22 protein-coding genes are annotated in these 25,993 nt (G+C 57.8%); 6 read left to right on the top strand and 16 right to left on the bottom strand.

Going from position 1 to position 25,993, the window contains the following annotated elements; genetic code table 11:
* Nucleotides 1-104: 104 nt before the first annotated feature.
* The 10 genes from brnQ to sdhC all read right to left on the bottom strand — a co-directional run bounded on the left by brnQ (nucleotide 105) and on the right by sdhC (nucleotide 13,155).
* The gene (gene brnQ, locus AOA61_RS07970; RefSeq protein ID WP_032889165.1) at nucleotides 105-1,418 is read right to left on the bottom strand and encodes a branched-chain amino acid transport system II carrier protein; all 1,314 of its coding nucleotides are present in this window, start codon (nucleotides 1,416-1,418) and stop codon (nucleotides 105-107) included.
* A 359-nt stretch (nucleotides 1,419-1,777) separates the two neighbouring features.
* Nucleotides 1,778-2,659 carry a succinate--CoA ligase subunit alpha gene (sucD, locus tag AOA61_RS07960; protein WP_003210566.1) on the bottom strand — a complete coding sequence of 294 codons (882 nt, stop codon included), beginning with the start codon at nucleotides 2,657-2,659 and terminating at the stop codon, nucleotides 1,778-1,780.
* Nucleotides 2,659-3,825: an ADP-forming succinate--CoA ligase subunit beta gene (gene sucC / locus AOA61_RS07955; protein WP_003210567.1), complete on the bottom strand. Its 1,167-nt coding sequence runs from the start codon at nucleotides 3,823-3,825 to the stop codon at nucleotides 2,659-2,661. Before sucC ends, sucD begins: the two co-directional genes overlap by 1 nt.
* A 205-nt stretch (nucleotides 3,826-4,030) precedes the next feature.
* Nucleotides 4,031-5,467 carry a dihydrolipoyl dehydrogenase gene (lpdA, locus tag AOA61_RS07950; RefSeq protein WP_032889163.1) on the bottom strand — a complete coding sequence of 479 codons (1,437 nt, stop codon included), beginning with the start codon at nucleotides 5,465-5,467 and terminating at the stop codon, nucleotides 4,031-4,033.
* 98 nt (nucleotides 5,468-5,565) lie between these two features.
* Nucleotides 5,566-6,789 carry a 2-oxoglutarate dehydrogenase complex dihydrolipoyllysine-residue succinyltransferase gene (gene odhB, locus AOA61_RS07945; protein WP_032889161.1) on the bottom strand — a complete coding sequence of 408 codons (1,224 nt, stop codon included), beginning with the start codon at nucleotides 6,787-6,789 and terminating at the stop codon, nucleotides 5,566-5,568.
* Between the two features lie 44 nt (nucleotides 6,790-6,833).
* Entirely contained in the window at nucleotides 6,834-9,665 is a 2,832-nt protein-coding gene (locus tag AOA61_RS07940; protein WP_032889159.1) for a 2-oxoglutarate dehydrogenase E1 component, read from the bottom strand.
* A gap of 261 nt (nucleotides 9,666-9,926) precedes the next feature.
* Nucleotides 9,927-10,631, bottom strand: coding sequence for a succinate dehydrogenase iron-sulfur subunit (locus AOA61_RS07935; protein WP_003172807.1), 705 nt, complete (start codon nucleotides 10,629-10,631; stop codon nucleotides 9,927-9,929).
* An 11-nt stretch (nucleotides 10,632-10,642) separates the two neighbouring features.
* Complete coding sequence (gene sdhA / locus AOA61_RS07930; protein ID WP_032889157.1) at nucleotides 10,643-12,415, bottom strand: succinate dehydrogenase flavoprotein subunit; 1,773 nt, start codon at nucleotides 12,413-12,415, stop codon at nucleotides 10,643-10,645.
* 3 nt (nucleotides 12,416-12,418) lie between these two features.
* On the bottom strand, nucleotides 12,419-12,787 hold the full coding sequence (gene sdhD / locus AOA61_RS07925) for a succinate dehydrogenase, hydrophobic membrane anchor protein (RefSeq protein WP_032889156.1): 369 nt from the start codon (nucleotides 12,785-12,787) through the stop codon (nucleotides 12,419-12,421).
* Entirely contained in the window at nucleotides 12,781-13,155 is a 375-nt protein-coding gene (gene sdhC, locus AOA61_RS07920; protein ID WP_016979564.1) for a succinate dehydrogenase, cytochrome b556 subunit, read from the bottom strand. Before sdhC ends, sdhD begins: the two co-directional genes overlap by 7 nt.
* A 364-nt stretch (nucleotides 13,156-13,519) precedes the next feature.
* Between sdhC and gltA the strand changes: the two genes are divergently transcribed.
* Nucleotides 13,520-14,809 carry a citrate synthase gene (gltA, locus tag AOA61_RS07915; RefSeq protein ID WP_032889154.1) on the top strand — a complete coding sequence of 430 codons (1,290 nt, stop codon included), beginning with the start codon at nucleotides 13,520-13,522 and terminating at the stop codon, nucleotides 14,807-14,809.
* A 239-nt stretch (nucleotides 14,810-15,048) separates the two neighbouring features.
* Here the strand turns inward: gltA and AOA61_RS07910 are convergent, their stop codons facing one another.
* From AOA61_RS07910 to AOA61_RS07900, 3 genes are all read right to left on the bottom strand, one after another.
* Nucleotides 15,049-16,707 (bottom strand): cation acetate symporter, encoded by a 1,659-nt coding sequence (locus AOA61_RS07910; protein WP_095184254.1) that lies wholly within the window; start codon nucleotides 16,705-16,707, stop codon nucleotides 15,049-15,051.
* Complete coding sequence (locus AOA61_RS07905) at nucleotides 16,704-17,015, bottom strand: DUF485 domain-containing protein (RefSeq protein WP_027607054.1); 312 nt, start codon at nucleotides 17,013-17,015, stop codon at nucleotides 16,704-16,706. The genes AOA61_RS07910 and AOA61_RS07905 overlap by 4 nt, the downstream gene beginning before the upstream one ends.
* A gap of 262 nt (nucleotides 17,016-17,277) precedes the next feature.
* Nucleotides 17,278-18,129 (bottom strand): glycine betaine ABC transporter substrate-binding protein, encoded by an 852-nt coding sequence (locus AOA61_RS07900; RefSeq protein ID WP_032889150.1) that lies wholly within the window; start codon nucleotides 18,127-18,129, stop codon nucleotides 17,278-17,280.
* Nucleotides 18,130-18,461: 332 nt separating this feature from the next.
* On the opposite strand from AOA61_RS07900, the gene AOA61_RS07895 reads away from it, so the two are divergent.
* Entirely contained in the window at nucleotides 18,462-20,015 is a 1,554-nt protein-coding gene (locus AOA61_RS07895) for a glycosyl hydrolase family 17 protein (RefSeq protein ID WP_095184253.1), read from the top strand.
* 80 nt (nucleotides 20,016-20,095) lie between these two features.
* Here AOA61_RS07895 and AOA61_RS07890 read toward each other — a convergent pair whose 3' ends face one another.
* Nucleotides 20,096-20,464: a hypothetical protein gene (locus AOA61_RS07890; RefSeq protein WP_099601483.1), complete on the bottom strand. Its 369-nt coding sequence runs from the start codon at nucleotides 20,462-20,464 to the stop codon at nucleotides 20,096-20,098.
* 236 nt (nucleotides 20,465-20,700) lie between these two features.
* Between AOA61_RS07890 and AOA61_RS07885 the strand changes: the two genes are divergently transcribed.
* The 3 genes from AOA61_RS07885 (at nucleotide 20,701) to AOA61_RS30865 (ending at nucleotide 23,526) form a co-directional block, all read left to right on the top strand.
* Nucleotides 20,701-21,999 (top strand): serine/threonine protein kinase, encoded by a 1,299-nt coding sequence (locus tag AOA61_RS07885; protein WP_032889143.1) that lies wholly within the window; start codon nucleotides 20,701-20,703, stop codon nucleotides 21,997-21,999.
* The gene (locus AOA61_RS07880; RefSeq protein ID WP_032889141.1) at nucleotides 21,992-22,780 is read left to right on the top strand and encodes a VacJ family lipoprotein; all 789 of its coding nucleotides are present in this window, start codon (nucleotides 21,992-21,994) and stop codon (nucleotides 22,778-22,780) included. Before AOA61_RS07885 ends, AOA61_RS07880 begins: the two co-directional genes overlap by 8 nt.
* A gap of 230 nt (nucleotides 22,781-23,010) precedes the next feature.
* Nucleotides 23,011-23,526, top strand: a complete 516-nt coding sequence (locus AOA61_RS30865) for a hypothetical protein (protein WP_143521197.1) — start codon at nucleotides 23,011-23,013, stop codon at nucleotides 23,524-23,526.
* Between the two features lie 64 nt (nucleotides 23,527-23,590).
* Here AOA61_RS30865 and AOA61_RS07870 read toward each other — a convergent pair whose 3' ends face one another.
* The gene (locus AOA61_RS07870; protein ID WP_099601481.1) at nucleotides 23,591-24,511 is read right to left on the bottom strand and encodes a DUF808 domain-containing protein; all 921 of its coding nucleotides are present in this window, start codon (nucleotides 24,509-24,511) and stop codon (nucleotides 23,591-23,593) included.
* A 133-nt stretch (nucleotides 24,512-24,644) separates the two neighbouring features.
* Between AOA61_RS07870 and AOA61_RS07865 the strand changes: the two genes are divergently transcribed.
* Nucleotides 24,645-25,250, top strand: coding sequence for a TetR/AcrR family transcriptional regulator (locus AOA61_RS07865; RefSeq protein ID WP_099601480.1), 606 nt, complete (start codon nucleotides 24,645-24,647; stop codon nucleotides 25,248-25,250).
* Nucleotides 25,251-25,368: 118 nt separating this feature from the next.
* On the opposite strand, the gene AOA61_RS07860 is transcribed toward AOA61_RS07865, so the two are convergent.
* Complete coding sequence (locus tag AOA61_RS07860; protein WP_095184250.1) at nucleotides 25,369-25,809, bottom strand: heme-binding protein; 441 nt, start codon at nucleotides 25,807-25,809, stop codon at nucleotides 25,369-25,371.
* Nucleotides 25,810-25,993: the final 184 nt, after the last annotated feature.

The following is a 25,993-nucleotide window of genomic DNA, read 5'->3' as shown; positions in this document are numbered from 1 at the left end:
CTACATCGACCGCGCTCCAACTTTAGAAGGTCGTAGTCTACCAAGCATAAAAAATGCCCCGTATTGATTGATACGGGGCATTTCTGTGCAGCCTTGAAGCGGTGTTACGCGATCGCTTCGCTACGCTTGCCAAGCATACGATCAACCACCACAGCCACGACCAAGGTCATTACCGACGGCACCAACCACGCAAGGCCCTGCTCGCTCAGCGGCAGATGCGCCAGTTGCGACGGCAGCCAGTCGGCAAAGCCCGCGCCCTTCAGCGCATCAATGCAGCCAAATATGAACGACACCAGCATCACCGGGCCAACGATCCGGCCCTGTTCCTGCCAGAAGTCTTTGCAGAAGCTCAGGGCCACCAGCACGATGCACGGCGGGTAGATCGCGGTAAGCACCGGTATCGAAAAGGCAATCAGCTTAGTCAGGCCCAGGTTGGACACGAACAACGAGAACAGCGCCAGGATCACTACCAGGGTCTTGTAGGACAGCGGCAGTATTTTGCTGAAGTACTCGGCGCAAGCGCAGGTCAGGCCAACCGCGGTAACCAGGCATGCCAAGGAAATCAATACCGCCAGGAAACCACTGCCCAGGGAGCCGAAGGTGTGTTGCACGTACGCGTGCAGTACGGCTGCGCCATTAGCCGCACCAGCGGCCACTTCATGACTTCCCGCACCAAGGCGGAACAGGCTGACGTACACCAGCGCAAGACCAACGCCAGCAATCAGGCCAGCGATGATCGCGTAGCGGGTGATCAGCTTGGGCGAATCAACACCACGGGAGCGGATAGCGTTGACGATCACAATTCCGAATACCAGAGCACCAAGGGTGTCCATGGTCAGATAACCATTGATAAAACCTTGGGAGAACGGTGCAGCGACGTATTCCGGAGTGGCGACACCCACCTCACCGGCCGGCAAGGCAAACGCAGCGATGCCGAGGATGGCTAACGCGATGATCTTCAACGGCGCAAGGAAACGACCGACAGTGTCCAACAGGCGCCCTGGGTACAGGGACACAAAGAACACCACCAGGAAGTAAACGGAGCTATAGAGGAACAGCGCCAACGGGCTTTCACCGGTGAGCGGCGCCAAGCCGACTTCAAAAGACACCGTCGCGGTACGCGGGGTAGCGAACAGCGGCCCTACCGCCAGATACGCAGCCGCCGCGAGCAGGCCACCGGCGATCTTGCCGATCGGACTGCTCAACGCATCCATACCACCGCCGACCTTGGCGAGGGCAATCACGGTGACCACTGGCAAACCCACTGCGGTGATCAGGAAGCCCAACGCCGCCATCCAGACGTGAGGTCCGGACTGCAAGCCAACGATAGGCGGGAAGATGATGTTACCGGCGCCCACGAACAGGGCAAAGGTCATGAAGCCCAGCGCCAGGATATCCTGGCTTTTCAACACTTTCATTTCGGGAAATACCACACTACTGAATCGGAATTTAGAGAGGGATTCCCTGTGGATGAGGGAAATACTGCCGGCCCTGATGGGGCCGACCGGTCTAGCGCGCGGCTTCCTTTTGGGAGGCCAGCGCATAAAGAGGCGGGTAGGTTACAGAATCAGGCTGACAAACGCACTGTTGCGGGGCGAACTGTCCGATAAGCGACATCTTGATGTCGCGTTTTCATACTTATGTTGGCAATACAAACAAATGTGTGAGGGCTAGTTGAATCGTCGCACGGCCCCTTACATAGGATCGAGTACATCCAAACGCACAAAGGCCACCCGAAGGTGGCCTTTGCTGGTAAAGCGTCAGCTAAGCGCGAAGCTTACTTGACAGCCCAACCGGTCAGCTCGGACAAAGCCTTGCCGATGTCTGCCAGCGAACGCACGGTTTTAACGCCTGCGTCTTCCAGGGCAGCAAACTTCTCGTCTGCAGTGCCTTTACCGCCAGAGATGATTGCGCCAGCATGGCCCATGCGCTTGCCCGCAGGGGCAGTCACACCAGCGATGTAGGAAACAACCGGCTTGGTCACGTGTGCCTTGATGTAGGCAGCCGCTTCTTCTTCAGCCGAACCGCCGATCTCACCGATCATCACGATCGCTTCGGTCTTCGGGTCTTCCTGGAACAGCTTCAGGATGTCGATGAAGTTCGAACCTGGGATCGGGTCACCGCCGATGCCGACGCAAGTCGACTGACCGAAACCGGCGTCAGTAGTTTGCTTGACAGCTTCGTAGGTCAGGGTGCCGGAACGGGAAACGATACCGACTTTACCTGGCAAGTGAATGTGACCTGGCATGATGCCGATCTTGCATTCGCCTGGGGTGATCACGCCTGGGCAGTTAGGGCCGATCAGGACAACGCCCAGTTCGTCGCACTTAACTTTAGCGTCCAGCATGTCCAGGGTAGGAATGCCTTCGGTGATGCAGACGATCAGCTTGATGCCGCCGAATGCTGCTTCCAGGATGGAGTCCTTGCAGAAAGGAGCTGGAACGTAGATCACGCTGGCGGTGGCGCCAGTGGCAGCTACAGCATCTTTCACGGTGTTGAACACTGGCAGACCCAGGTGCTCGGTGCCGCCTTTACCAGGAGTTACGCCGCCAACCATCTTGGTGCCGTATTCGATGGCTTGCTGGGTGTGGAAACTACCTTGCGAACCGGTAATACCCTGGCAGATAACTTTGGTGTCTTTATTGATCAGGACGCTCATTATTTGCCCTCCGCAGCTTTAACAACTTGTTGAGCAGCGTCGGTCAGGCTGGTAGCCGCGATGATGTTCAAACCGCTTTCTGCCAGTACTTTAGCGCCCAGTTCAGCGTTGTTACCTTCAAGGCGAACAACAACCGGGATTTTAACGCCAACTTCTTTCACTGCACCGATGATGCCTTCGGCAATCATGTCGCAACGAACGATGCCGCCGAAGATGTTGACCAGCACTGCTGCGACGTTGGAGTCGGACAGGATGATCTTGAAGGCTTCGGTAACGCGTTCTTTGGTAGCACCGCCGCCTACGTCGAGGAAGTTGGCTGGTTTGCCGCCATGCAGGTTGACGATGTCCATGGTACCCATGGCCAGGCCAGCACCGTTGACCATGCAACCGATGTTACCTTCCAGGGCTACGTAGTTCAGTTCGAACTTGGCAGCGTGCGCTTCGCGCGGATCGTCTTGCGACGGATCGTGGAAAGTCTTCAGCTTAGGCTGACGGTACATGGCGTTGGCGTCGATGTTGATCTTGGCATCGAGGCAGTGCAGATCGCCATCAGCCTTGATCACCAGCGGGTTCACTTCCAGCAGAGCCAGATCGTGATCCTGGAACAGTTTGGCCAGACCTACGAAGATCTTGGCGAACTGGGCAACTTGCTTGCCTTCCAGACCCAACTGGAAAGCCAGCTCACGACCCTGGAACGGCTGAGCGCCAACCAGTGGATCGATAGTGGCTTTCAGAATTTTTTCTGGGGTTTCTTCGGCGATCTTCTCAATGTCCACGCCACCTTCGGTGGAAGCCATGAACACGATGCGACGGCTCGAACGGTCAACGACAGCGCCCAGGTACAGCTCTTTAGCGATATCAGTGCACGATTCAACCAGGATCTTGGTGACTGGCTGGCCATTGGCATCAGTCTGGTAAGTCACCAGACGCTTGCCCAGCCATTGCTGTGCGAAGGCCTTGGCGTCTTCTTTGCTGCGAACCAGCTTAACGCCGCCCGCTTTACCGCGACCACCAGCGTGGACCTGGGCTTTGACAACCCACTCGGTGCCGCCGATTTTGTCGCAGGCTTCTGCTGCTGCTTCCGGGGTGTCTACTGCGTAGCCCTTGGATACTGGCAGGCCGTATTCAGCGAACAGCTGCTTACCCTGATACTCGTGAAGATTCATGCTTTTTACCGTCTTCGTTAGGTACTGCGCATTCGGCGCTGCGCTCATTATGAGTGCCGCGCCACCTGTGACTGCTGCTTGCGCAACTTGCTGGGCTTTAAGGCCCGTAAAGCTGCGCAAGACTGCGTCCAGCGGATATTCCGCGGTGAGTCTTGCGCGCAAGGCTCACGACGGGCAACTCCGCCGTGGTTTCTTATTATCTCGCTTAGCGCTTCTTGCGGTTGGCGATGTGGATGGCGCCGCCATTCACAGCCAACGCTGCTTCGTGCAACGCTTCGGACAGGGTTGGATGGGAGAAAACCATCATGCCCAGGTCCTCGGCACTGGTGCCGAATTCCATACCGATTGCGCCTTGCTGAACCAGTTCTGCAGCGCTCGGGCCAATCACGTGGACGCCCAATACGCGGTCAGTCTTGGCATCAGCGATGACTTTGACAAAACCACCGGTGTCGTTGGCTGCCATGGCACGGCCAGAAGCAGCAAACGGGAAGGTGCCGACGTTAACTTCAACGCCTTCAGCTTTCAACTGCTGTTCGTTTTTGCCGACCCATGCAATTTCCGGGTGGGTGTAGATAACCGATGGGATCAGGTCGTAGTTCATCTGGGTTTTGTGGCCCTTGATGCGCTCGACAACCATGATGCCTTCTTCGGAAGCTTTGTGCGCGAGCATCATGCCGCGAACCACGTCGCCAATGGCGTAGACGCCAGGAACGGTGGTAGCGCAGTGATCGTCAACGTGGATGAAGCCACGCTCATCGATGTTCACACCACTGTCGGAAGCCAGCAGGTCGGTGGTCACTGGACGGCGACCTACGGCTACGATCAGCTTGTCGAAAGTGATGGTCTGCTCGCCGTCTTTGTCGGTGTAGGTCACAACGACTTCTTCGCCGTTGACCTTCGAACCGGTAACACGTGCGCCCAGCTTGATATCCAGACCTTGTTTGGTCAGGGTTTTCAGCGCTTCTTTGGACACAGCGGTGTCGGCAGCCAGCAGGAACGTGTCCAGGGCTTCCAGTACAGTCACTTCAGAACCCAGGCGGGACCAGACCGAACCCAGTTCCAGGCCGATCACGCCAGCGCCGATCACGCCCAGACGCTTTGGAACTGCTTGGAATTCCAGGGCGCCGGTCGAATCAACGATTACGTTCTGGTCAACTGGAGCTGGTGGAATGTCGATAGGACGCGAACCCGGAGCCAGAATCACGTTCTCGGCTTCGATGACTTCAACCGAGCCGTCTGGCTTGGTGATTTCAACTTTCTTGCCGGCCAACAGTTTGCCGTGGCCTTGCAGGGAAGTGACGCCGTTAGCCTTGAACAGGGTTGCAACGCCGGAAGTCAGGCCTTTAACAATGTTGGCTTTACGGCCGACCATTGCTGGCACGTCCATGGTCACGCCAGCATGGTTGATGCCGTGGATCGCGAAGCCGTCTTGGGCTTCGTGGAATTTCCAGGAGCTGTCCAGCAGCGCCTTGGAAGGAATGCAACCAACGTTCAGGCAAGTACCGCCCAGTGCCAGTTTGCCTTCCTTGTCGGTGTATTTTTCGATGCAAGCAGTCGAGAGGCCCAGTTGTGCGGCCTTGATGGCGGCAACATAGCCTCCAGGACCTGCACCAATCACTACAACGTCAAATTTCTGCGACATGAAAATAGTTCCTCTATTTAGCAGCAAGCTTTCAAGCCACACGCTCCAGGTCAAGCCGCCCTATTTGGCGGCTTGCCCGGAGCCTGCAGCTGCTTCTATCAGATATCCAGCAGCAGACGAGCCGGGTCTTCCAGCAGGTTCTTGATGGTCACCAGGAAAGTCACGGCTTCTTTACCATCGATCAGGCGGTGATCGTAAGACAGTGCCAGGTACATCATTGGGCGGATCACGACTTGGCCGTTGATCGCCATCGGACGCTGGATGATGTTGTGCATGCCCAGGATCGCGGCTTGTGGCGGGTTGACGATCGGGGTCGACATCATCGAACCGAAGGTACCACCGTTGGTGATGGTGAAGGTACCACCGGTCATCTCGTCGATGGTCAGCTTGCCGTCACGGGCTTTCTTGCCGAAGCCGGCGATGCCGCCTTCGATTTCGGCCAGGCTCATCAGCTCGGCGTTACGCAGGACCGGAACCACCAGGCCACGGTCGCTGGACACGGCAACGCCGACGTCTGCATAGCCGTGGTAAACGATGTCGCCGCCGTCGATGGAAGCGTTGACTGCCGGGAAGCGTTTCAGCGCTTCGGTGGCCGCTTTCACGAAGAACGACATGAAGCCCAGGCGCACGCCGTTGTGGGACTTCTCGAACAGATCCTTGTACTTCGAACGCAGGGCCATGACTTCGGTCATGTCGACTTCGTTGAAAGTAGTCAGCATCGCCATGTTCGACTGTGCTTCAACCAGGCGCTTGGCCACGGTGGCACGAACGCGGGTCATCGGCACACGCTTCTCGGTGCGGTCGCCAGCAGCGAACACAGGAGCAGCGGCGGCCGGGGCAGCAGCCTTGGCAGGCGCAGCAGCAGGAGCGTTTTTCTTGGCTTCAACAGCAGCAACCACATCTTCCTTGGTCACACGGCCGTCTTTACCGGTGCCTTTGATGGAAGCCAGGTTGATACCGTTTTCTTCAGCCAACTGACGCGCAGCCGGTGCAGCGATTGGATCTTCACCACCCGCAGCCGGAGCGGCAGCAGGTGCCGAGGCAGCGGCCGGTGCAGCAGCGGCAGCAGGAGCAGCGGCAGCGCTGCCTTCTTCGATCGAGCCCAGTACCTGGTTCGACAGAACGGTAGCGCCCTCTTCGGCAACGATTGCGCCCAGTACGCCGTCAGCTTCGGCCAACACTTCCAGAACGACTTTGTCGGTCTCGATGTCGACGATCAGGTCGTCACGCTTTACAGCGTCGCCTGGTTTCTTGTGCCAAGTGGCAACGGTGCCATCGGCAACCGATTCCGGGAATGACGGGGCTTTGATTTCGATAGCCATTATCTGTGGGTCCTTAAAATTCGGTTTCAGTCAGCGCGAAGGCGTTAAACAGTGAAAGCATCTTGCAGCAGTTTTTCCTGCTGCTCGGCGTGCATCGACGCATAACCACAAGCAGGTGCAGCAGAAGCATCACGACCGGCGTACTCCAGGCCCAAGGCCTTGTTGTGGTTGCCGATACTGCGACGCAGGTGATGCTGGCTGCTGTACCAAGCGCCTTGGTTCATCGGTTCTTCCTGACACCACACAACATTAGTGAGGTTGGTGTAAGGCGCGATGATCTCCATGAGGTCATCTTCCGGGAACGGGTAAAGCTGTTCGATACGTACGATGGCGATGTCTTCGCGGCCCTCGGCACGACGTTTTTCCAGCAGGTCGTAGTAGACCTTGCCGCTGCACAGGATCAGGCGAGTGACCTTGGCCGCGTCCAGCGTATCGATCTCTGGAATCACGGTCTGGAACGAACCATCCGCCAGATCTTCCAGGGTAGAGATGGCCAATTTGTGACGCAGCAGCGATTTCGGGGTCAGCACTACCAGCGGCTTGCGCAGCGGGCGGATCACCTGACGACGCAGCAAGTGGTAGATCTGCGCCGGAGTAGTCGGCACGCACACCTGGATGTTGTGCTCGGCGCACAGCTGCAGGTAACGCTCCAGACGGGCCGAGGAGTGCTCCGGACCCTGACCTTCATAACCGTGTGGCAGCAGCATGGTCAGACCGCACAGACGGCCCCACTTGTGCTCGCCGCTGGTGATGAACTGGTCGATAACCACCTGAGCACCGTTGGCGAAGTCGCCGAACTGGGCTTCCCAGATCACCAGCGCCTGCGGCGTGGTGGTCGAGTAACCGTATTCGAACGCCAGTACGGCTTCTTCGGACAGGAACGAATCGTACAGGTCGAAACGCGGCTGGCCTTCGTACAGGTTCTGCAACGGGATGTAGGTGCCCGCGTCTTTCTGGTTGTGCAATACCGCGTGACGGTGCGAGAACGTACCACGGCCGATGTCCTGGCCGGTCATGCGGATCGGGTGACCTTCAAACGCCAGGGTCGCGTACGCCATGGTTTCGGCATAGCCCCAGTTGATCGGCAGGCCGCCGGCTTGCATCTTCTGACGGTCTTCGTAGATCTTCGCAACCTGGCGCTGCACCACGAAGCCATCCGGGATTTCCAGCAGCTTGGCGGACAGTTCCTGCAGGGTCTTCAGATCGAACGAGGTGTCGTGACGCGCCGTCCAGGTGTGACCCAGGTACGGACGCCAGTCAACGAACAGCTCTTTGTTCGGCTCTTTGACCAGGCTTTTTACTACGTGCAGACCATTGTCCAGCGCGTTGCGGTATTCATCGATCTTCGCCTGAACACGCGCATCATCAACAATACCGGCCTTCGTCAGGCTTTCGGCATACAGCTCACGTGTGGTGCGCTGCTTGGTGATCTGCTGGTACATCAACGGCTGGGTGCCGCTTGGTTCGTCAGCTTCGTTGTGACCGCGACGGCGGTAGCAAACCAGGTCGATCACCACGTCACGCTTGAACTGCATGCGATAGTCGACGGCCAGTTGGGTCACGAACAGCACAGCTTCCGGATCATCACCATTCACATGGAGGATCGGCGCCTGAATCATCTTGGCAACGTCGGTGGCGTACTCGGTGGAGCGCGCATCCAGTGGGTTGCTGATGGTGAAGCCAACCTGGTTGTTGATGACGATGTGAACGGTACCGCCGGTCTTGAAGCCGCGAGTCTGCGACATCTGGAACGTTTCCAGTACCACGCCTTGACCGGCGAATGCCGCGTCACCGTGGATGGAAATCGGCAGAACCTTTTCACCGGTGGTGTCGTTACGACGATCCTGACGAGCACGGACCGAACCCTCGACCACTGGAGAAACGATTTCCAGGTGGGATGGGTTGAAGGCCATGGCCAGGTGAACTTCGCCGCCTGTGGTCATGACGTTGGACGAGAAGCCCTGGTGATATTTAACGTCACCGGAACCCAGCTCGACCTTCTTCTTGCCTTCGAACTCGTCGAACAATTCACGCGGGTTCTTGCCGAAGGTGTTGACCAACACGTTCAGGCGACCACGGTGAGCCATGCCGATCACGATTTCCTTGGTACCGTAGGAACCGGAACGCTGGATCAGCTCGTCGAGCATCGGGATCAGGCTTTCGCCGCCTTCCAGGCCAAAACGCTTGGTGCCTGGGTATTTGGTGCCCAGGTATTTTTCCAAACCTTCAGCTGCGGTCACGCGCTCAAGCAGGTGGCTGCGAACGTCGGCGGACAGCACCGGACGGCCACGCACACCTTCCAGGCGATGCTGGAACCAGTGACGTTGCTCGGAATCAGTGATGTGCGTGAACTCAGCGCCGATGGTGCGGCAATATGTCTGCTGCAACGCTTCGTGAATTTCGCGTAGGCTCGCTTCCTCTTTGCCGATGAACAGGTCGCCGGCACGGAAGGTCGTATCAAGATCGGCATTGGTCAAGCCGTAATGATTGATCGACAGGTCAGCAGGTGCAGGACGCTGCCAGAGCCCCAGCGGGTCAAGCTGGGCCGCCTGGTGGCCACGCATCCGGTAGGCCTGGATCAGTCGCAGTACTTCAACTTGCTTCTTCTCATGCTCACTGCTCACGCTACCGGCGGAAACCGGTTGGGCGCGGCGCTGGTTCTTTGCCAGCAGCACAAACTGATCGCGAATCGTTGCGTGCGATACATCGGTGGCAGCGTTGCCGTCTGAAGACAACGTCTGAAATTTGGTGCGCCATTCTTCTGGCACAGCGTTAGGGTCGTGCAGGTAGAGCTCATAAAGCTCTTCCACATAGGCAGCGTTACCACCTGAAAGATAGCCGCTGTTCCACATGCGCTGCATCACGCTTTCTTGCATGCTTGGTCACCCTCGATTTGGGGACACCACCGGCGGAAACACCGAGTTTGCTTGCAAAAGGCCAAGTGCAGCGACCAAAACAAGCCACTTAGGATCACGCTGATAGTTCGGGTACCAACCCGAATGCCCCTGCTTGTCTCATTTCTTCAAAATAAGAGCCGCGGCTTTGTAAGTCGCTGCTCAAGTTAAAACTACGGCGCCGGTTGAAGCCTGCGCCGCAGCATTTACGGGCACAACGGTCCTGCTTTGTTACAACGTCAGTTACACGCCGCTTTGGAGCAACATGTTACGGATGTGACCAATTGCCTTAGTCGGGTTCAGGCCTTTGGGACATACGTTGACGCAGTTCATGATCCCGCGGCAGCGGAATACGCTGAACGGGTCATCCAGCGAAGCCAGACGCTCGGATGTCTTGGTGTCACGGCTGTCTGCCAGGAAGCGATACGCTTGCAGCAGGGCAGCTGGACCCAGGAACTTGTCCGGGTTCCACCAGAAGGACGGGCACGAGGTCGAGCAGCAAGCGCACAGGATGCACTCGTACAGACCGTCGAGCTTTTCACGCTCTTCAGGGGACTGCAGACGCTCGATGGCCGGAGCCGGCGTGTCGTTCTGCAGGAACGGCTTAACTTTCTCGTATTGCTTGTAGAAGATGCTCATATCGACGACCAGGTCACGGATAACCGGCAAACCTGGTAGAGGACGAACGATCAGCTTGTTGCCTTTAACAACGGCGGACAGCGGCGTGATGCACGCCAGGCCGTTTTTGCCGTTGATGTTCATGCCGTCGGAACCGCAAACACCTTCACGGCAAGAGCGACGATAGGAGAAACCCTCGTCCTGCTCTTTGATCAGTGCCAATACATCCAGCACCATCAGGTCTTTACCACCGGTATCGACCTGGAACTCCTGCATGAACGGCGCAGCGTCCTGATCAGGGTTGTAGCGATAAACACTGACTTTCAACATGGCAGCCACCCTTAGTAAGTCCGAATCTTCGGTTCAAACGTCGGAACCGTCTTCGGCGAGAAGTTCACGGCACGCTTGGTTACGCGCTTGTCACCCGGGAAGTACAGGGTGTGGCACAACCAGTTTTCGTCATCGCGGTCTTCAAAGTCTTCACGAGCGTGAGCACCACGGGATTCTTTACGAACCTCGGCGGCGATCGCAGTCGCTTCAGCCACTTCCAGCAGGTTTTGCAGTTCAAGGGCTTCGATACGAGCGGTGTTGAACGCCTGGCTCTTATCGTTGATCTTGACGTTGGCGATGCGCTTGCGCAGATCGGCCAGCTGGGCAATACCCTTCTGCATGTATTCGCCGGTACGGAATACGCCGAAGTAGTTCTGCATGCAGCTTTGCAGCTCACGACGCAGAGTTGCCACGTCTTCGCCATCAGTGCGCTCGTTCAGAGCGTTCAGGCGGGCCAAGGCAGCCTCGATGTTAGCGTCGGTAGCGTCATCGTATTCGATGCCGTCGGTCAGCGCTTTTTCCAGGTGCAGGCCGGCCGCGCGACCGAATACCACCAGGTCGAGCAGCGAGTTGCCGCCCAGACGGTTGGCACCGTGTACCGATACGCAAGCCACTTCGCCTACTGCGAACAGACCGTGGATGATCTCGTCAACGCCGTCGGCGTTCTGGGTGATCGCCTGGCCATGAATATTGGTCGGAACACCGCCCATCATGTAGTGGCAGGTTGGAACAACCGGAACCGGAGCAACCACTGGGTCAACGTGGGCAAAGGTCTTGGACAGTTCACAGATACCCGGCAGGCGGCTGTGCAGTACTTCTTCACCCAGGTGATCGAGCTTCAGCAGAACGTGGTCGCCATTCGGGCCACAGCCGTTACCGGCGATGATCTCTTTAACCATGGAGCGGGCTACAACGTCACGACCCGCGAGGTCTTTCGCGTTCGGAGCATAACGCTCCATGAAACGCTCGCCGTGCTTGTTGATCAGGTAACCACCTTCACCACGGCAACCTTCAGTCACCAGTACACCGGCGCCGGCGATGCCGGTCGGGTGGAACTGCCACATTTCGATGTCTTGCACCGGCACGCCAGCACGCAGTGCCATGCCAACGCCGTCACCGGTGTTGATCAGGGCATTAGTGGTCGACGCGTAGATACGGCCTGCACCGCCAGTTGCCAGAACAGTAGCCTTGGCACGGATGTAGGTGGTTTCACCGGTCTCGATGCAGATGGCGATAACACCAACAAATGCACCGTCGGCGTTCTTCACCAGATCAACCGCGTAGTACTCGTTCAGGAACGTGGTGCCAGCTTTCAGGTTGCCCTGATAAAGGGTGTGCAGCAGCGCATGACCGGTACGGTCGGACGCAGCGCAGGTACGGGCAGCTTGGCCACCTTTACCGTAATCCTTCGACTGACCGCCGAATGGACGTTGGTAGATACGACCTTGCTCGGTACGGGAAAACGGCAGGCCCATGTGGTCCAGCTCGAACACCGCAGCCGGACCTTCCTGACACATGTATTCGATAGCGTCCTGGTCACCGATGTAGTCGGAACCCTTGACGGTATCGTACATGTGCCAGCGCCAGTCATCGTTCGGATCGGCGGAAGCGATGGCGCAGGTGATGCCACCCTGGGCCGATACGGTGTGGGAGCGGGTCGGGAACACCTTGGTGATCACGGCAGTCTTGTGACCACCCTGGGCCAGCTGCAGCGCTGCGCGCATGCCAGCACCGCCGCCACCAATAATGATGGCGTCGAAGGAAATAGTTGGAATGTTAGCCATGAATCAGATACCCCAAAGAATCTGCACACCCCAGACGAAGTAAGCGAACATCGCAATGCCGCATACTGCCTGGAAGAGGAAACGGACTGCGGTTGCGGACTTGCCCAGCGCCATAGGCGTCAAGTAGTCAGTCGCAATGGTCCACATGCCAACCCAGGCGTGAGCGCCCAGGGCTACAAGGGCCAGCAGGCTGAAGATTCGCATCGCATTGTGGGAAAACAGGCCGTGCCATTGCTCATAGCCGATGCCCGGATTTGCGACGAGGTATCCGATCAGGAAAATGAAATAAGCCGCGAGAACGACCGCAGACACACGTTGTGCCATCCAGTCATAGAGGCCTGAACGCGAAAGGTTCGTAACGCTGGTTACCATATCCAAACTCCTGCCAGAACGATCAGCACCACGGAAATGGCGATGATGATTTTCGAGCCCAGGCGGCCGCCTTCCAGCGTCTCACCGATACCCGCATCCATGATCAAGTGGCGCACACCGGCTACCAGGTGATAAAGCAGAGCGGACAGGAGGCCCCATGCTACGAACTTGGCCAGCGGGCTGGTCAAGCATGCCTTCACCTCGGCGTAACCTTCCTCGGAACCCAGGGATTTGCTCAATGCATAAAGCATGATGCCCAAGCCCAGGAACAGGATGATGCCGGAAACACGGTGCAGGAACGACGTAACGCCGGTGATGGGGAGTTTGATGGTCCTTAGGTCTAGGTTTACAGGTCGTTGGCTATTCACGGCTTTTTTTCACACTGAAGAGCCCCTAACAATCAGGGCAAAGTTGTTGGGGAGTGCACTGGTCAGGTAAGCACCACCCAGGGAGTGCGACCCCCAATGAAAGCAAGCCCAAAAGCCCTTGGCGGTCGGTGGCCGAGTATAGACAGTTAGGTTACTAATGACAACGCGCGCTCCTCACCCTAATAGCGGATTGCGCTGGCGAGATAAAAGGCGTAAATGGCAGTCAATTTCGAGGAAAAAGTACGGTTAAAGCCTTCTGGAGCAAGACTTTAGGCAAATTGACATCTGAATTTATCTCACTATAGTGGTGCGGGCCCTGCGTGGGGGGTCTGTCTGATGATTTGAAGCATAAATAGGAGGCCACATGGCTGACAAAAAAGCGCAGTTGATCATCGAGGGCGCAGCCCCCGTCGAGCTGCCCATTTTAACCGGCACCGTTGGTCCCGATGTTATCGACGTACGGGGCCTGACGGCCACGGGCCGTTTCACTTTCGACCCAGGCTTCATGTCGACCGCCTCTTGCGAGTCGAAGATCACCTATATCGACGGCGACAATGGCATTCTGCTGCATCGGGGCTACCCGATCGAGCAACTGGCTGAAAAGTCGGACTACCTGGAAACCTGCTACCTGCTGCTAAATGGCGAACTGCCAACAGCCGAGCAAAAAGCCCAGTTCGTCAGCACTGTAAAGAACCACACCATGGTTCACGAGCAGTTGAAGACCTTCTTCAACGGCTTCCGTCGCGACGCCCATCCGATGGCCGTCATGTGCGGTGTGGTTGGCGCCCTGTCAGCCTTCTATCACGACTCCCTCGACATCAATAACCCGCAGCATCGCGAAATCTCCGCGATCCGCCTGGTTGCCAAGATGCCGACTCTGGCCGCAATGGTTTACAAGTACTCCATGGGTCAACCCATGATGTACCCGCGCAACGACCTGACGTACGCGGAAAACTTCCTGCACATGATGTTCAACACCCCGTGCGAGATCAAACCGATCAGCCCGGTACTCGCCAAGGCCATGGACCGGATCTTCATCCTCCACGCCGACCACGAGCAAAACGCCTCGACGTCCACCGTACGCCTGGCAGGCTCTTCGGGTGCCAACCCGTTCGCCTGTATCGCCGCCGGTATCGCCGCACTGTGGGGCCCTGCCCACGGCGGTGCGAACGAAGCCGTATTGACCATGCTCGATGAAATCGGCGATGTGTCCAACATCGACAAGTTCATCGCCAAGGCCAAAGACAAGAACGATCCGTTCAAGTTGATGGGCTTCGGTCACCGGGTCTACAAGAACCGCGACCCGCGCGCCACCGTGATGAAGCAGACCTGCGACGAAGTATTGAAGGAACTGGGCATCAAGAACGATCCGCAACTCGAACTGGCCATGCGCCTGGAAGAGATCGCCCTGACCGACCCATACTTCATCGAACGCTCGCTGTACCCGAACGTCGACTTCTACTCGGGGATCATCCTCAAGGCGATCGGCATTCCAACCAGCATGTTCACCGTAATCTTCGCCCTGGCCCGCACCGTGGGCTGGATCTCCCACTGGAAAGAAATGCTCTCCAGCCCGTACAAGATTGGCCGTCCGCGCCAGCTGTACACCGGCTACGAGTCGCGTGACATCTCCAAGCTGGAAGATCGCAAGTAAGCACCTTTAGCAGCACCGAAAACGGCCTCCCTCAGTGGAGGCCGTTTTTATTTGTGTCGACTGATCTACCACCATCAGGGGCAAGCCACCTCCCACATTGAAGTGCATTCCAAATGATGCACTCGGTTAACTGCAGGAGGAGGCTTGCCCCGATGGCATTGGCACAAGCACCTCATAACCTCCAGACAAAAAAATGCCCCGGCCTTTCGACCGGGGCATTTCCTTATCCAGCTTCAACCTTAGTGGTTAACCGCCCCACTCGCCCCCAGACCAGTCTGCGAACGCACAAACTGCGGGAAGTACAGCGCACGCTCTTTCTCTGCCGCCGCCGACTTGTCGGTGATGGAGAAGAACCAGATACCCACAAACGCGATGATCATCGAGAACAGCGCGGGGTATTCGTACGGGAAGATGGCTTTTTCATGATGCAGGATCGAGACCCAGATGGTCGGACCCAGCACCATCAGGCCAACGGCGCTGATCAAGCCCAACCAGCCACCGATCATGGCGCCACGGGTGGTGAGGTTTTTCCAGTACATGGAAAGCAGCAACACCGGGAAGTTACAGCTGGCCGCAATCGAGAACGCCAGGCCGACCATGAACGCAATGTTCTGGCTTTCGAACAGGATGCCCAGGCCGATCGCCAACACTGCGAGGGCGATGGTGGTGATCTTCGACACGCGAATCTCATCCTTTTCGTTGGCCTTGCCTTTCTTGATCACGCTGGCGTACAGGTCATGGGAAACCGCCGAAGCACCGGCCAGGGTCAAGCCGGCCACTACCGCGAGGATGGTGGCGAAGGCCACGGCCGAGATAAAGCCCAGGAAGATACTGCCGCCCACCGCGTTAGCCAGGTGCACCGCCGCCATGTTGTTACCGCCCAACAGAGCGCCTGCAGCATCCTTGAACGCCGGGTTGGTGCTGACCAGCAGGATCGCGCCGAAGCCGATGATAAAGGTCAGGATATAGAAGTAGCCGATGAAGCCAGTGGCATACAGCACGCTCTTACGCGCTTCCTTGGCGTCGCTTACGGTGAAGAAGCGCATCAGGATGTGCGGCAGACCGGCGGTACCGAACATCAGTGCCAAGCCAAGGGAGAACGCGGAGATCGGGTCCTTCACCAGGCCGCCGGGGCTCATGATCGCTTCACCTTTAGGGTGAACCTTGATTGCCTCGGAGAACAGCATGTTGAAGTCGAAGTTGACGTGCTTCATCACCATCAGCGCCATGAACGAGGCACCGGACAGCAGCAGCACTGCCTTGATGATCTGTACCCAAGTCGTCGCCAACATGCCGCCAAACAGCACGTACATGCACATCAGGATACCGACCAGGATCACCGCCACGTGGTAGTCCAGACCGAACAGCAGTTGGATCAGCTTGCCCGCACCCACCATCTGAGCGATCAGGTAAAACGCCACCACCACCAGGGAGCCACAGGCCGACAGGCTGCGGATCTGGGTTTGGCCGAGGCGGTAGGACGCTACGTCAGCAAAGGTGTACTTGCCAAGGTTACGCAGGCGCTCGGCGATCAGGAACAGAATGATCGGCCAGCCCACCAGGAAGCCGATCGAGTAGATCAGGCCATCGTAGCCAGAGGTGAACACCAGCGCGGAAATACCCAGGAAGGACGCGGCCGACATATAGTCGCCGGCAATCGCCAAGCCATTCTGGAAACCGGTGATCTTGCCGCCGGCCGCGTAATAGTCGGCCGCCGAGTTGTTACGCTTGGACGCCCAGTAGGTGATGCACAGCGTCGCGCCGACAAAGGCCACGAACATCAGGATCGCTGCGATATTCAGCGGTTGTTTGTGCACTTCACCAGTCAATGCATCCGCCGCCCACACAGCGGGCGCGAAGACCGAAGCGCCGAATACAGCCAATAGACGACGGATCATTGCGCAGCCTCCTTGAGAATCGCATTGTTCAGGTCGTCGAATTCGCCGTTGGCGCGTCGTACGTAGATGCCGGTGAGGACAAAGGCCGAGACAATCAGCCCGACCCCAATAGGGATACCCCACGTAATAGATGAACCAGGGCTCAGTTTGGCCCCTAGCACTTGCGGCCCGTAGGCGATCAACAGGATGAATCCGGAGTAAAGCCCTAGCATGATCGCCGAGAGAATCCAGGCGAACCTTTCCCTTTTTCTCACCAGCTCCTTGAAACGAGGGCTGTTTTGAATCGAGAGGTAAATGCTGTCGTTCATTGTTTTTATCCTCGCAGCACAGCTTTTTTATTATTGGAACATAGCCACTGTATGCGGCTGCGGAACAGGTTCCAGACGACCTTAGTATTAGAGGAAGTGTAGCGAGGGATTGGGAGGGCAAAGAAACATTTGCGGATGACGAAAATAATGTGGGAGAGGGCTCGCTCCCGATCGCGGTGAGCCAGTCAGATCATTGACGACTGACACACCGCAATCGGGAGCAAGCCCCCTCCCACTGGGGTTGTATCAAGGCATTGGGGGGTTATTTACCGGTCCACTCGGCTACACGCTCAGGGTGCTTGGCGACCCAGTCCTTGGCCGCTGCATCAGGCTTGGCACCTTCTTGGATAGCCAACATGACTTCGCCGATTTCGTCCTTGGAGGCCCACTGGAATTTCTTCAGGAAGGCCGCGACTTCCGGCGCTTTCTTCTCCAGGCCCTTGCTACCGATGCTGTTGACGGTTTCAGCAGCACCATAAATCCCTTTTGGATCTTCCAGGAAACGCAGTTTCCACTTGGCGAACATCCAGTGTGGCACCCAACCGGTGACCGCAATGGATTCCTGTTTGTCTTCGGCACGGGTCAGTTCGGCGATCATTGCTGCGCCCGAGCTGGCCTGCAGTTTGTAGTCCAGACCGTAGGCCTTGATCGCTTCGTCGGTCTTGAGCATCACGCCTGAACCGGCGTCGATACCAACGATTTTGTTCTTGAAGGTGGTGTCGGTCTTGAGGTCTTCGATGGACTTGGCCTTGACGTACTCCGGCACGATCAGGCCGATTTTCGCATCCTTGAAGTTGGGGCCGTAATCGACCACCTTGTCCTTGTTCTTGGTCCAGTATTCACCGTGAGTCACGGGCAGCCAGGCGGAAAGCATGGCATCGAGTTTGCCGGTCGCCACGCCCTGCCACATGATGCCGGTGGCAACCGCCTGCAGTTTCACGTCATAACCGAGCTTTTGTTTGATCACTTCTGCCGCCACGTGGGTGGTGGCAACGCTGTCCGACCAACCATCAACGTAGCCGATGCTCAGGGTTTTGCTGTCGGCGCTGGCCAGTGTGGAGCTCATCGCAACTACCAGAGTGGCAGCTGCGCCCAAGAGTCGTCGCATCTTCATCGTACTTCCCCGAAAGTGCTGCGCCCGACGGATGCCGAGCGACGTCAACCTGTTGTTATGTAGTGCACCGCGCCCCGTTCACGCGCATCGATCCGGTGGCTGCGACATCAGTTGAGTACTGACACCCTGATCATCAACCCGCAGAAGCCGTCGACCTGCTCTGTCAGCGACCTTATGCAAGCAAGAAACGACATCACATCGCCAGCAGGACGTTTCCTGGAACATGGCGTCAATATTCCGCCCGAACTTTGCATGTCAAAATTATGCAGCTCCACTGGGAGAGGGCAAATCCGGGTAAGATGCGCGCCTTTGCTCCCCCAGATAAGCCGACCATGCCCGCGACCGCCCGCTTCCCTGCCCTGCCCTATTTCTTCGCCCTGATCCTCGGCCTACTGGCCCTGGTCGGCTATTGGTATGGCCTCGGCCGTCCGGTGGTGTTGCCGGATGTCGCCAGTGCCAGCCATAAACTGCAATGCGCGTCCTACACGCCGTTCGACAAAGACCAATCCCCGTTCGACCAGCCGTTCAAACTACGCCCCGAGCGGATGGACGCCGACCTGGCCCTACTGGCCACCCGATTCGAATGCATCCGCACTTACTCCATGACCGGCCTGGAAGCCCTGCCAGGCATGGCGCGCAAACATGGCCTCAAGGTGATGGCCGGCGCTTGGGTCAGCAGTGATCCGGTGGCCACCGAAAAAGAAATCGACGAGTTGATCGCAGCGGCAAACGCCAACCCGGACGTGGTGACCTCGGTGATCGTCGGCAACGAAGCGCTGTTGCGCAAGGAAGTCACCGCCGCGCAGTTGGTGAAACTGATCCAGACAGTCAAAAGCCAGATCAAACAACCGGTCACTTACGCCGATGTCTGGGAGTTCTGGCTGCAACACCCGGAAATCGCCCCTGCGGTGGATTTCCTGACCATTCACCTACTGCCCTATTGGGAAGATGATCCTTCGAGCATCGACCAGGCCCTCAAGCACGTGGGCGATGTGCGCCAGACCTTCGGCAACAAGTTCGCGCCCAAGGACGTGCTGATCGGCGAAACCGGCTGGCCCAGCGAGGGTCGCCAGCGTGAAACAGCCGTGCCGAGCCGAGTCAATGAAGCCAAGTTCATGCGTGGTTTTGTGGCGATGGCCGAAGCCAATGGCTGGCGCTACAACCTGATCGAAGCGTTTGACCAGCCGTGGAAACGTGCCAGCGAAGGTGCGGTAGGCGGCTACTGGGGCTTGTTCGATGCTGATCGCCAGGAAAAGGGCATCCTCGCCGGGCCGGTGACTAACGTGCCGTACTGGCCGCTGTGGTTGGGGGTGGGTGGTGTCATCCTGCTCGGGACGTTGGTGCTCGGTGGTCGCGTTCGCAGCAGTCGCGCCGCCATGGCCCTGCCGCTGCTCGGCGCAGTGGCGGCCTGCTCTATCGGAACCTGGGCCGAACTGACCCGCGTGACTGCGCGATTTAATGATGAGTGGGTGTGGGCGGCGTTGTTGATGACGCTCAACTTGCTGGTATTGGCTCATGCAGCACTGGCATTGAGCACTCGGGAAGGTTGGCGCGAGCGGGCCTTCAATTGGCTGGAACAGCGTGCGGGCTGGCTGGTGGCAATCGCCGGCTTTGCCGGTGCGGTGATGATGCTGGCACTGGTGTTTGACCCACGCTACCGCAGTTTCCCGAGTGCGGCGCTGCTACTGCCGGCGTTGGTGTATCTGGTTCGTCCGGTGACCGGGCCACGTCGTGAGATTGCCTTGCTGACCTTTATCATCGGTGCCGGCATTGCGCCGCAGTTGTACCGTGAAGGATTGCTGAACCAGCAGGCGTGGGGTTGGGCGGTGGTCAGTGGGTTGATGGTTGTGGCTTTGTGGCGGTGCTTGCGGATGCGCAAGGCGTAACACCGCTATCGGGGGCAAGCCCCCTCCCACATGAGAACGCGCTCCAAAGGTGGGAGGGGGCTTGCCCCCGATTGGCCTTATCAGGCGCCCCGCGGCTGCCTGACCAACCGCAACCCCGCAATCACCAGTGCAAACACCGCAAACGTGGTGTTGTACAACGCCAGGGCCGGGAACCCGAACACCAGCCCCAGCACTGCCAATCCCCAGCCCACGCGACCCGGCACGAAAAACGCCAGCACCGAGGTCACCAGTGCGGCCCAGCCCAGCACCTTAAAGTAAATCATCAAGCCCAGGTTCGAACGCACCTGGCATTCCCAGCGGCTGGCCTCGTCGGCACAGATGCCGACCCACTGGCCATCTTCCATAAAGCCGTAACGTGCGCCATAACTGGCAGCCAGCCATAACGGCAGGGCAATAAGCAGCAGAATCAAGGGCAAGCGGCGGGACATGGAGCACTCCGATAGGCAAAAACGGCGCTCAGCTTAATGCGCCAGCGGTCGTTAGCAAGGTGCATACACACAATTAGTGTTCACTAATGCATGGCAAAGTGTATCGTCTCGCTACTATTACCCCGATTCCGACGTTATTTTCCGACTTTTCGTGCCGAGAGCTGGCACTTCGGTGGCAACGCGGTGGTCATAGCCTGCGAACTTCATTAAGCACGTTTCCTCTTAGGGATTAAGTCATGCTCCGTTCCTTGCGCTGTGCTGCCTTACTGGGCAGCCTTTTTTTGAGTGCGTCAGCACTGGCGGTCGATATCGACCAAGCCAGCTATGGCTACCCTTTGACCAACCCGTTCGAAGCGACCATCGCCACCACTCCGCCTGACCTTCGGCCGACATTGCCGAGTGATAGCGAAATCAACCAGTCCGACTACACCCTGAACATGCGCCCAGAGCGCGAGTTCAGCCTGCCGGACAACTTCTGGGCGGTGAAGAAGCTCACCTACCGCATCGCCAAGCAAGACCGCGCCGCGCCGCTGATCTTCCTGATCGCGGGCACCGGTGCGCGGTTCGATAGCAGCATCAACGAATACCTGAAAAAACTGTATTACCAAGCCGGCTATCACGTAGTGCAACTGTCGTCGCCTACCAGCTTTGACTTCATCAGTGCCGCCTCGCGCTTCGCCACCCCTGGGATCACCCAGGAAGACGCCGAAGACATGTACCGCGTGATGCAAGCCGTGCGTGCGCAAAACGCCTCGCTGCCAGTGACCGACTTCTACCTCACCGGCTACAGCCTCGGCGCACTGGATGCGGCGTTTGTCAGCAAACTGGACGAAACCCGCCGCAGCTTTAACTTCAAGAAAGTGCTGTTGCTCAACCCGCCGGTCAACCTCTATACCTCGATCACTAACCTCGACAAGCTGGTACAGACCGAGGTCAAGGGCATCAACAACACCACCACCTTCTATGAACTGGTGCTGAACAAGCTGACCCGCTACTTCCAGCAAAAGGGCTATATCGACCTCAACGACGCCCTGCTCTACGACTTCCAGCAATCCAAGCAGCACTTGACCAACGAACAGATGGCCATGCTGATTGGCACGTCATTCCGCTTTTCGGCGGCCGACATTGCCTTTACCTCGGACCTGATCAACCGCCGCGGCCTGATCATCCCACCGAAGTACCCGATTACCGAAGGCACCAGCCTCACGCCGTTCCTCAAGCGTGCACTGCAATGCGATTTCGACTGCTACCTCACCGAACAGGTAATCCCGATGTGGCGCGCCCGTTCCGATGGCGGCAGCCTGTTGCAACTGGTTGACCAGGTCAGCCTGTACGCCCTCAAGGACTACCTGCACGCCAGCCCGAAAATCGCCGTCATGCACAACGCCGACGACGTAATCCTCGGCCCGGGGGATCTTGGTTTCCTGCGTAAAACCTTCGGCGATCGCTTGACCGTCTACCCACTGGGCGGCCACTGCGGCAACCTCAATTACCGCGTCAACGCCGACGCCATGCTGGAGTTCTTCCGTGGCTAAATATCTTCTGCTGCTCGCCGCCCTGATGTGCGCGGGCGTAGCCAATGCCGACAACAGCAAGGCTCACGCGCCGGTCGTGGTGGATTCCGACGGTTTCAAAGAGCCGTTAAGCAAACTTAAATTCAACCCGGGTCTGGACCAGCGCGAGTTTGAACGCTCGTCCGTCAACGCCCTCAACGTGTATGACCCGCTCGAATCGTGGAACCGTCGCGTGTACCACTTCAACTACCGCTTCGACCAATGGGTGTTCCTGCCCGTGGTCGACGGCTACAAATACGTGACCCCGAGCTTCCTGCGCACCGGCGTGAGCAACTTCTTCAACAACCTGGGCGACGTGCCCAACCTGTTGAACAGCTTGCTCCAACTCAAGGGGCACCGCTCCCTGGAGACCACTGGCCGCCTGCTGCTCAACACCACCGTCGGCATCGCCGGCCTGTGGGACCCGGCCACCGCCATGGGCCTACCGCGCCAGAGCGAAGACTTCGGCCAGACCCTGGGCTTCTACGGCGTCCCCGGCGGGGCGTATTTGGTACTGCCGATCTTCGGCCCATCGAACTTGCGCGACACCGGCGGCTTGCTGGTGGACTACACCGCGGAATCGCAGATCAACTTCCTGAACGTCTCGGAAGTCAGCTCCAACCACCCGGAAATCTGGGCCCTGCGCGCGGTGGACAAGCGTTATCAGACCAGCTTCCGTTATGGTCAGATGAACTCGCCGTTCGAGTATGAGAAGGTGCGGTATATCTACACGGAATCGCGCAAGTTGCAGATTGCCGAGTAATCACCTCTAGCTTAATTAAAAGGCCATCCAGGCAATCTGGATGGCCTTTTTTTTCGCACAACAGACTCAAGCAACCTCCCACAGAGCACGCACACTTTGCCCGGGAACTATCCCTGGGGAAAAACTCAATACTAAGAGTGTGCCTCTCAGGTTCAGTTAACGCCTGAAGCAGCAGACGCCCCCAACCAAAGAACATCCCATCAGACGCTTTATTTTAAAGGCCGACACAGATGCTGTTATCCAGCGCTTCAGTAACACACTCAAACGTGGACAAGGTTCTGACGACTACCTCCACACATCAGAACGAAGTAAAGCACGCGCCGCCGACCCAAAATACCGGCCGGAACGAGGGTGACTATCGTAGCCATCACGACTTCTACGAGGATCCGCTTTTTGCTTCGGTTTTCGGCACTAGCACCAAGCCTTCTGTGCTCACTAAAACCCAACTCCAAGCGTTTTTCCTCAAAGTCGGCGGCGTTCCCCAGCATGAGTTGCATAAACTTACGCCCTACGACCGCGCGAACATCGCAGCCAATGCTCTTCGGGTACTTAAATACATTGATAGCACCCCACATGCCTTTTCGACGCCCAACAACGACCGCATAGACACTGGCTTTAAGAGTCCATCAGCGCACAACGCTTCAACTCCGAACAACGGCAAGATGCACCTTTGGAACTCCGAAGCGAGCATGCTTGTACGCTTCACGGAAGAAGGCTATCCAGGGCTGCAACCCGGTCCGAGATAAGCGGCACCACGATCAGACCGAACGCCCTTATAGCGCCCTGAACACACATGCGTGACTGCGAACTTCACGCCTGACGTTTAGTGCGCTGCCATACCTTGCGAACCAACGACACCATCATCAATACCAGCGCACCGGCGATAATCCCCGCCACCGCATTCAGCAAGGTCGGCATCAACCAAGCGATTGCGCCGGCGCTCTGACTCACCGATTCAATCCAGTGATGCACCACCGGTACGCCGTGGGTGAGGATGCCGCCACCGACCATAAACATCGCAGCCGTGCCGATCACCGACAGGCTTTTCATCATGTATGGCGCCGCACTCAGGATCCCACCACCAATGCTGCGCGCTACCTGACCGGGCTTCTGGGCGAGCCACAGACCCAAGTCGTCCAGCTTGACGATACCGGCCACCAGCCCATAGACGCCGATGGTCATGACAATGGCGATGCCCGACAGCACGATCACCTGCTGGGTCAACTGCGCGTCGGCCACGATACCGAGGGTAATGGCGATGATTTCGGCGGAGAGAATGAAGTCGGTGCGGATCGCGCCTTTGATCTTGTCTTTTTCGAACGCCACCAGGTCGGTCGCCGGGTCCGCTACGGCGTCGGCCAACTGCGCGTGCTCGGCCTGGTCTTCAGCTTTGCTGTGAAGGAATTTGTGCGCGACTTTCTCGAAGCCTTCAAAACACAGGTAGGCGCCGCCGAGCATCAACAGCGGCGTCACCGCCCACGGCGCAAAGGCGCTGATCAACAGTGCGGTGGGCACCAGGATCAGTTTATTGACGAACGAGCCTTTGGCCACCGCCCACACCACGGGAATTTCACGCTCGGCGCGCACACCTGAAACCTGCTGGGCGTTGAGCGCCAGGTCGTCACCCAGCACGCCGGAGGTCTTCTTCGCGGCCATTTTTGTCATCAAGGCAACGTCATCGAGTACCGCGGCGATGTCATCGATCAATACCAACAAGCTGCTTCCTGCCATGAATCGCACTTCCGTAAGGGGGGATGGCGCGAGCATAACGCGGCGCAAGGCGTTGCGGGCACATTGTTGAGGCCCGCGGATAGCCGGTGCTACCATGCGCAACCGCCGGTATTGGCAAGGAAACTCCTGGTTTATGAGCACCATTCGCGAGCGCAACAAAGAAAAAATCCTGCGGGCGGCAAGCGAGGAGTTTGCCGACAAGGGCTTCGCCGCGACCAAAACCAGCGACATTGCCGCCAAGGCCGGCCTGCCCAAGCCCAACGTCTATTACTACTTCAAGTCCAAGGACAACCTCTACCGCGAGGTACTCGAAAGCATTATTGAGCCGATCCTGGCCGCTTCCACGCCGTTCAATCCGGACGGCGACCCCAAAGAAGTGTTGAGCAACTACATCCGCTCGAAAATCCGCATCTCCCGCGACCTGCCGTTTGCCTCCAAGGTGTTCGCCAGCGAAATCATGCACGGCGCCCCGCACCTGAGCAGCGATCAGGTCGAACAGCTCAACGCCCAGGCCAAGCACAATATCCAATGCATCCAGAGCTGGGTGGATCGTGGGTTGATTGCGCCGATCGACCCGAATCACCTGATGTTCAGCATATGGGCGGCGACGCAGACCTATGCGGATTTCGACTGGCAGATTTCGGCGGTGACCGGCAAGGCCAAGCTCGATGAAGCGGATTACGAAGCGGCGGCGCAGACCATTATTCGGTTGGTGCTCAAGGGCTGTGAACCCGACTGATACACCGAGGTGTGGGTGCCAATCGGGGGCAAGCCCCCTCTCACATGGTGAACTGCGAACGCAGTCAAAATTGTGCGAGGGGGCTTGCTCCCGATGGGGCCCTGACAGTCACCGACGATTAGGCTGACACCCCAGCATCCGCCCACAACCCCACCCCCTCGATCGCCGTGATCGCACACTGCTCATCAATATCCGACGTATCCCCACTGATACCGATTGCTCCCAGTACCGCCCCATCCTGATCCCGAATCAACACGCCTCCCGGTGCCGGCACGACGCTGCCCTGCCCCAGGCTATTCAACGCCGCAATAAACGCCGGTCGTTGCTGCGCATCCAGTGCCAGCAAGCGCGAGCCCTTGCCCAACGCAATCGCACCCCAGGCCTTGCCGATGGCGATTTGCGGGCGCAGCAGGCTGGCGCCGTCTTCGCGCTGCAGGGTGATCAAGTGGCCGCCGCTGTCGAGGACCGCGATGGTCAGCGGTGCCGCTGAAATCGTGCGGCCTGCGGTGAGGGCCTGGCTGGCCAGTTGGGTGGCAATCTTCAAGGTTAAAGCGCTCATGGTGCCGTCCTTCTTTTGTTATTGGGAAAGCGGTGGAGGTCTGTTTGATCAGATGCTCGATCAAACAAATAGAACACAATGACATTTGTTTTTGTATACAATATTTTCGCACAAAGGCTCCATACGTCGAAAAAAGCCGTTCCGACGAACGCAAAGACCAATCAATAAAATGGATTGACCTGCG

Origin of the sequence: Pseudomonas sp. 2995-1, assembly GCF_002742505.1 — a bacterium.
Taxonomy (GTDB): Bacteria; Pseudomonadota; Gammaproteobacteria; order Pseudomonadales; family Pseudomonadaceae; genus Aquipseudomonas; species Aquipseudomonas sivasensis.
This window is presented reverse-complemented; position numbering and strand designations above follow the sequence as displayed.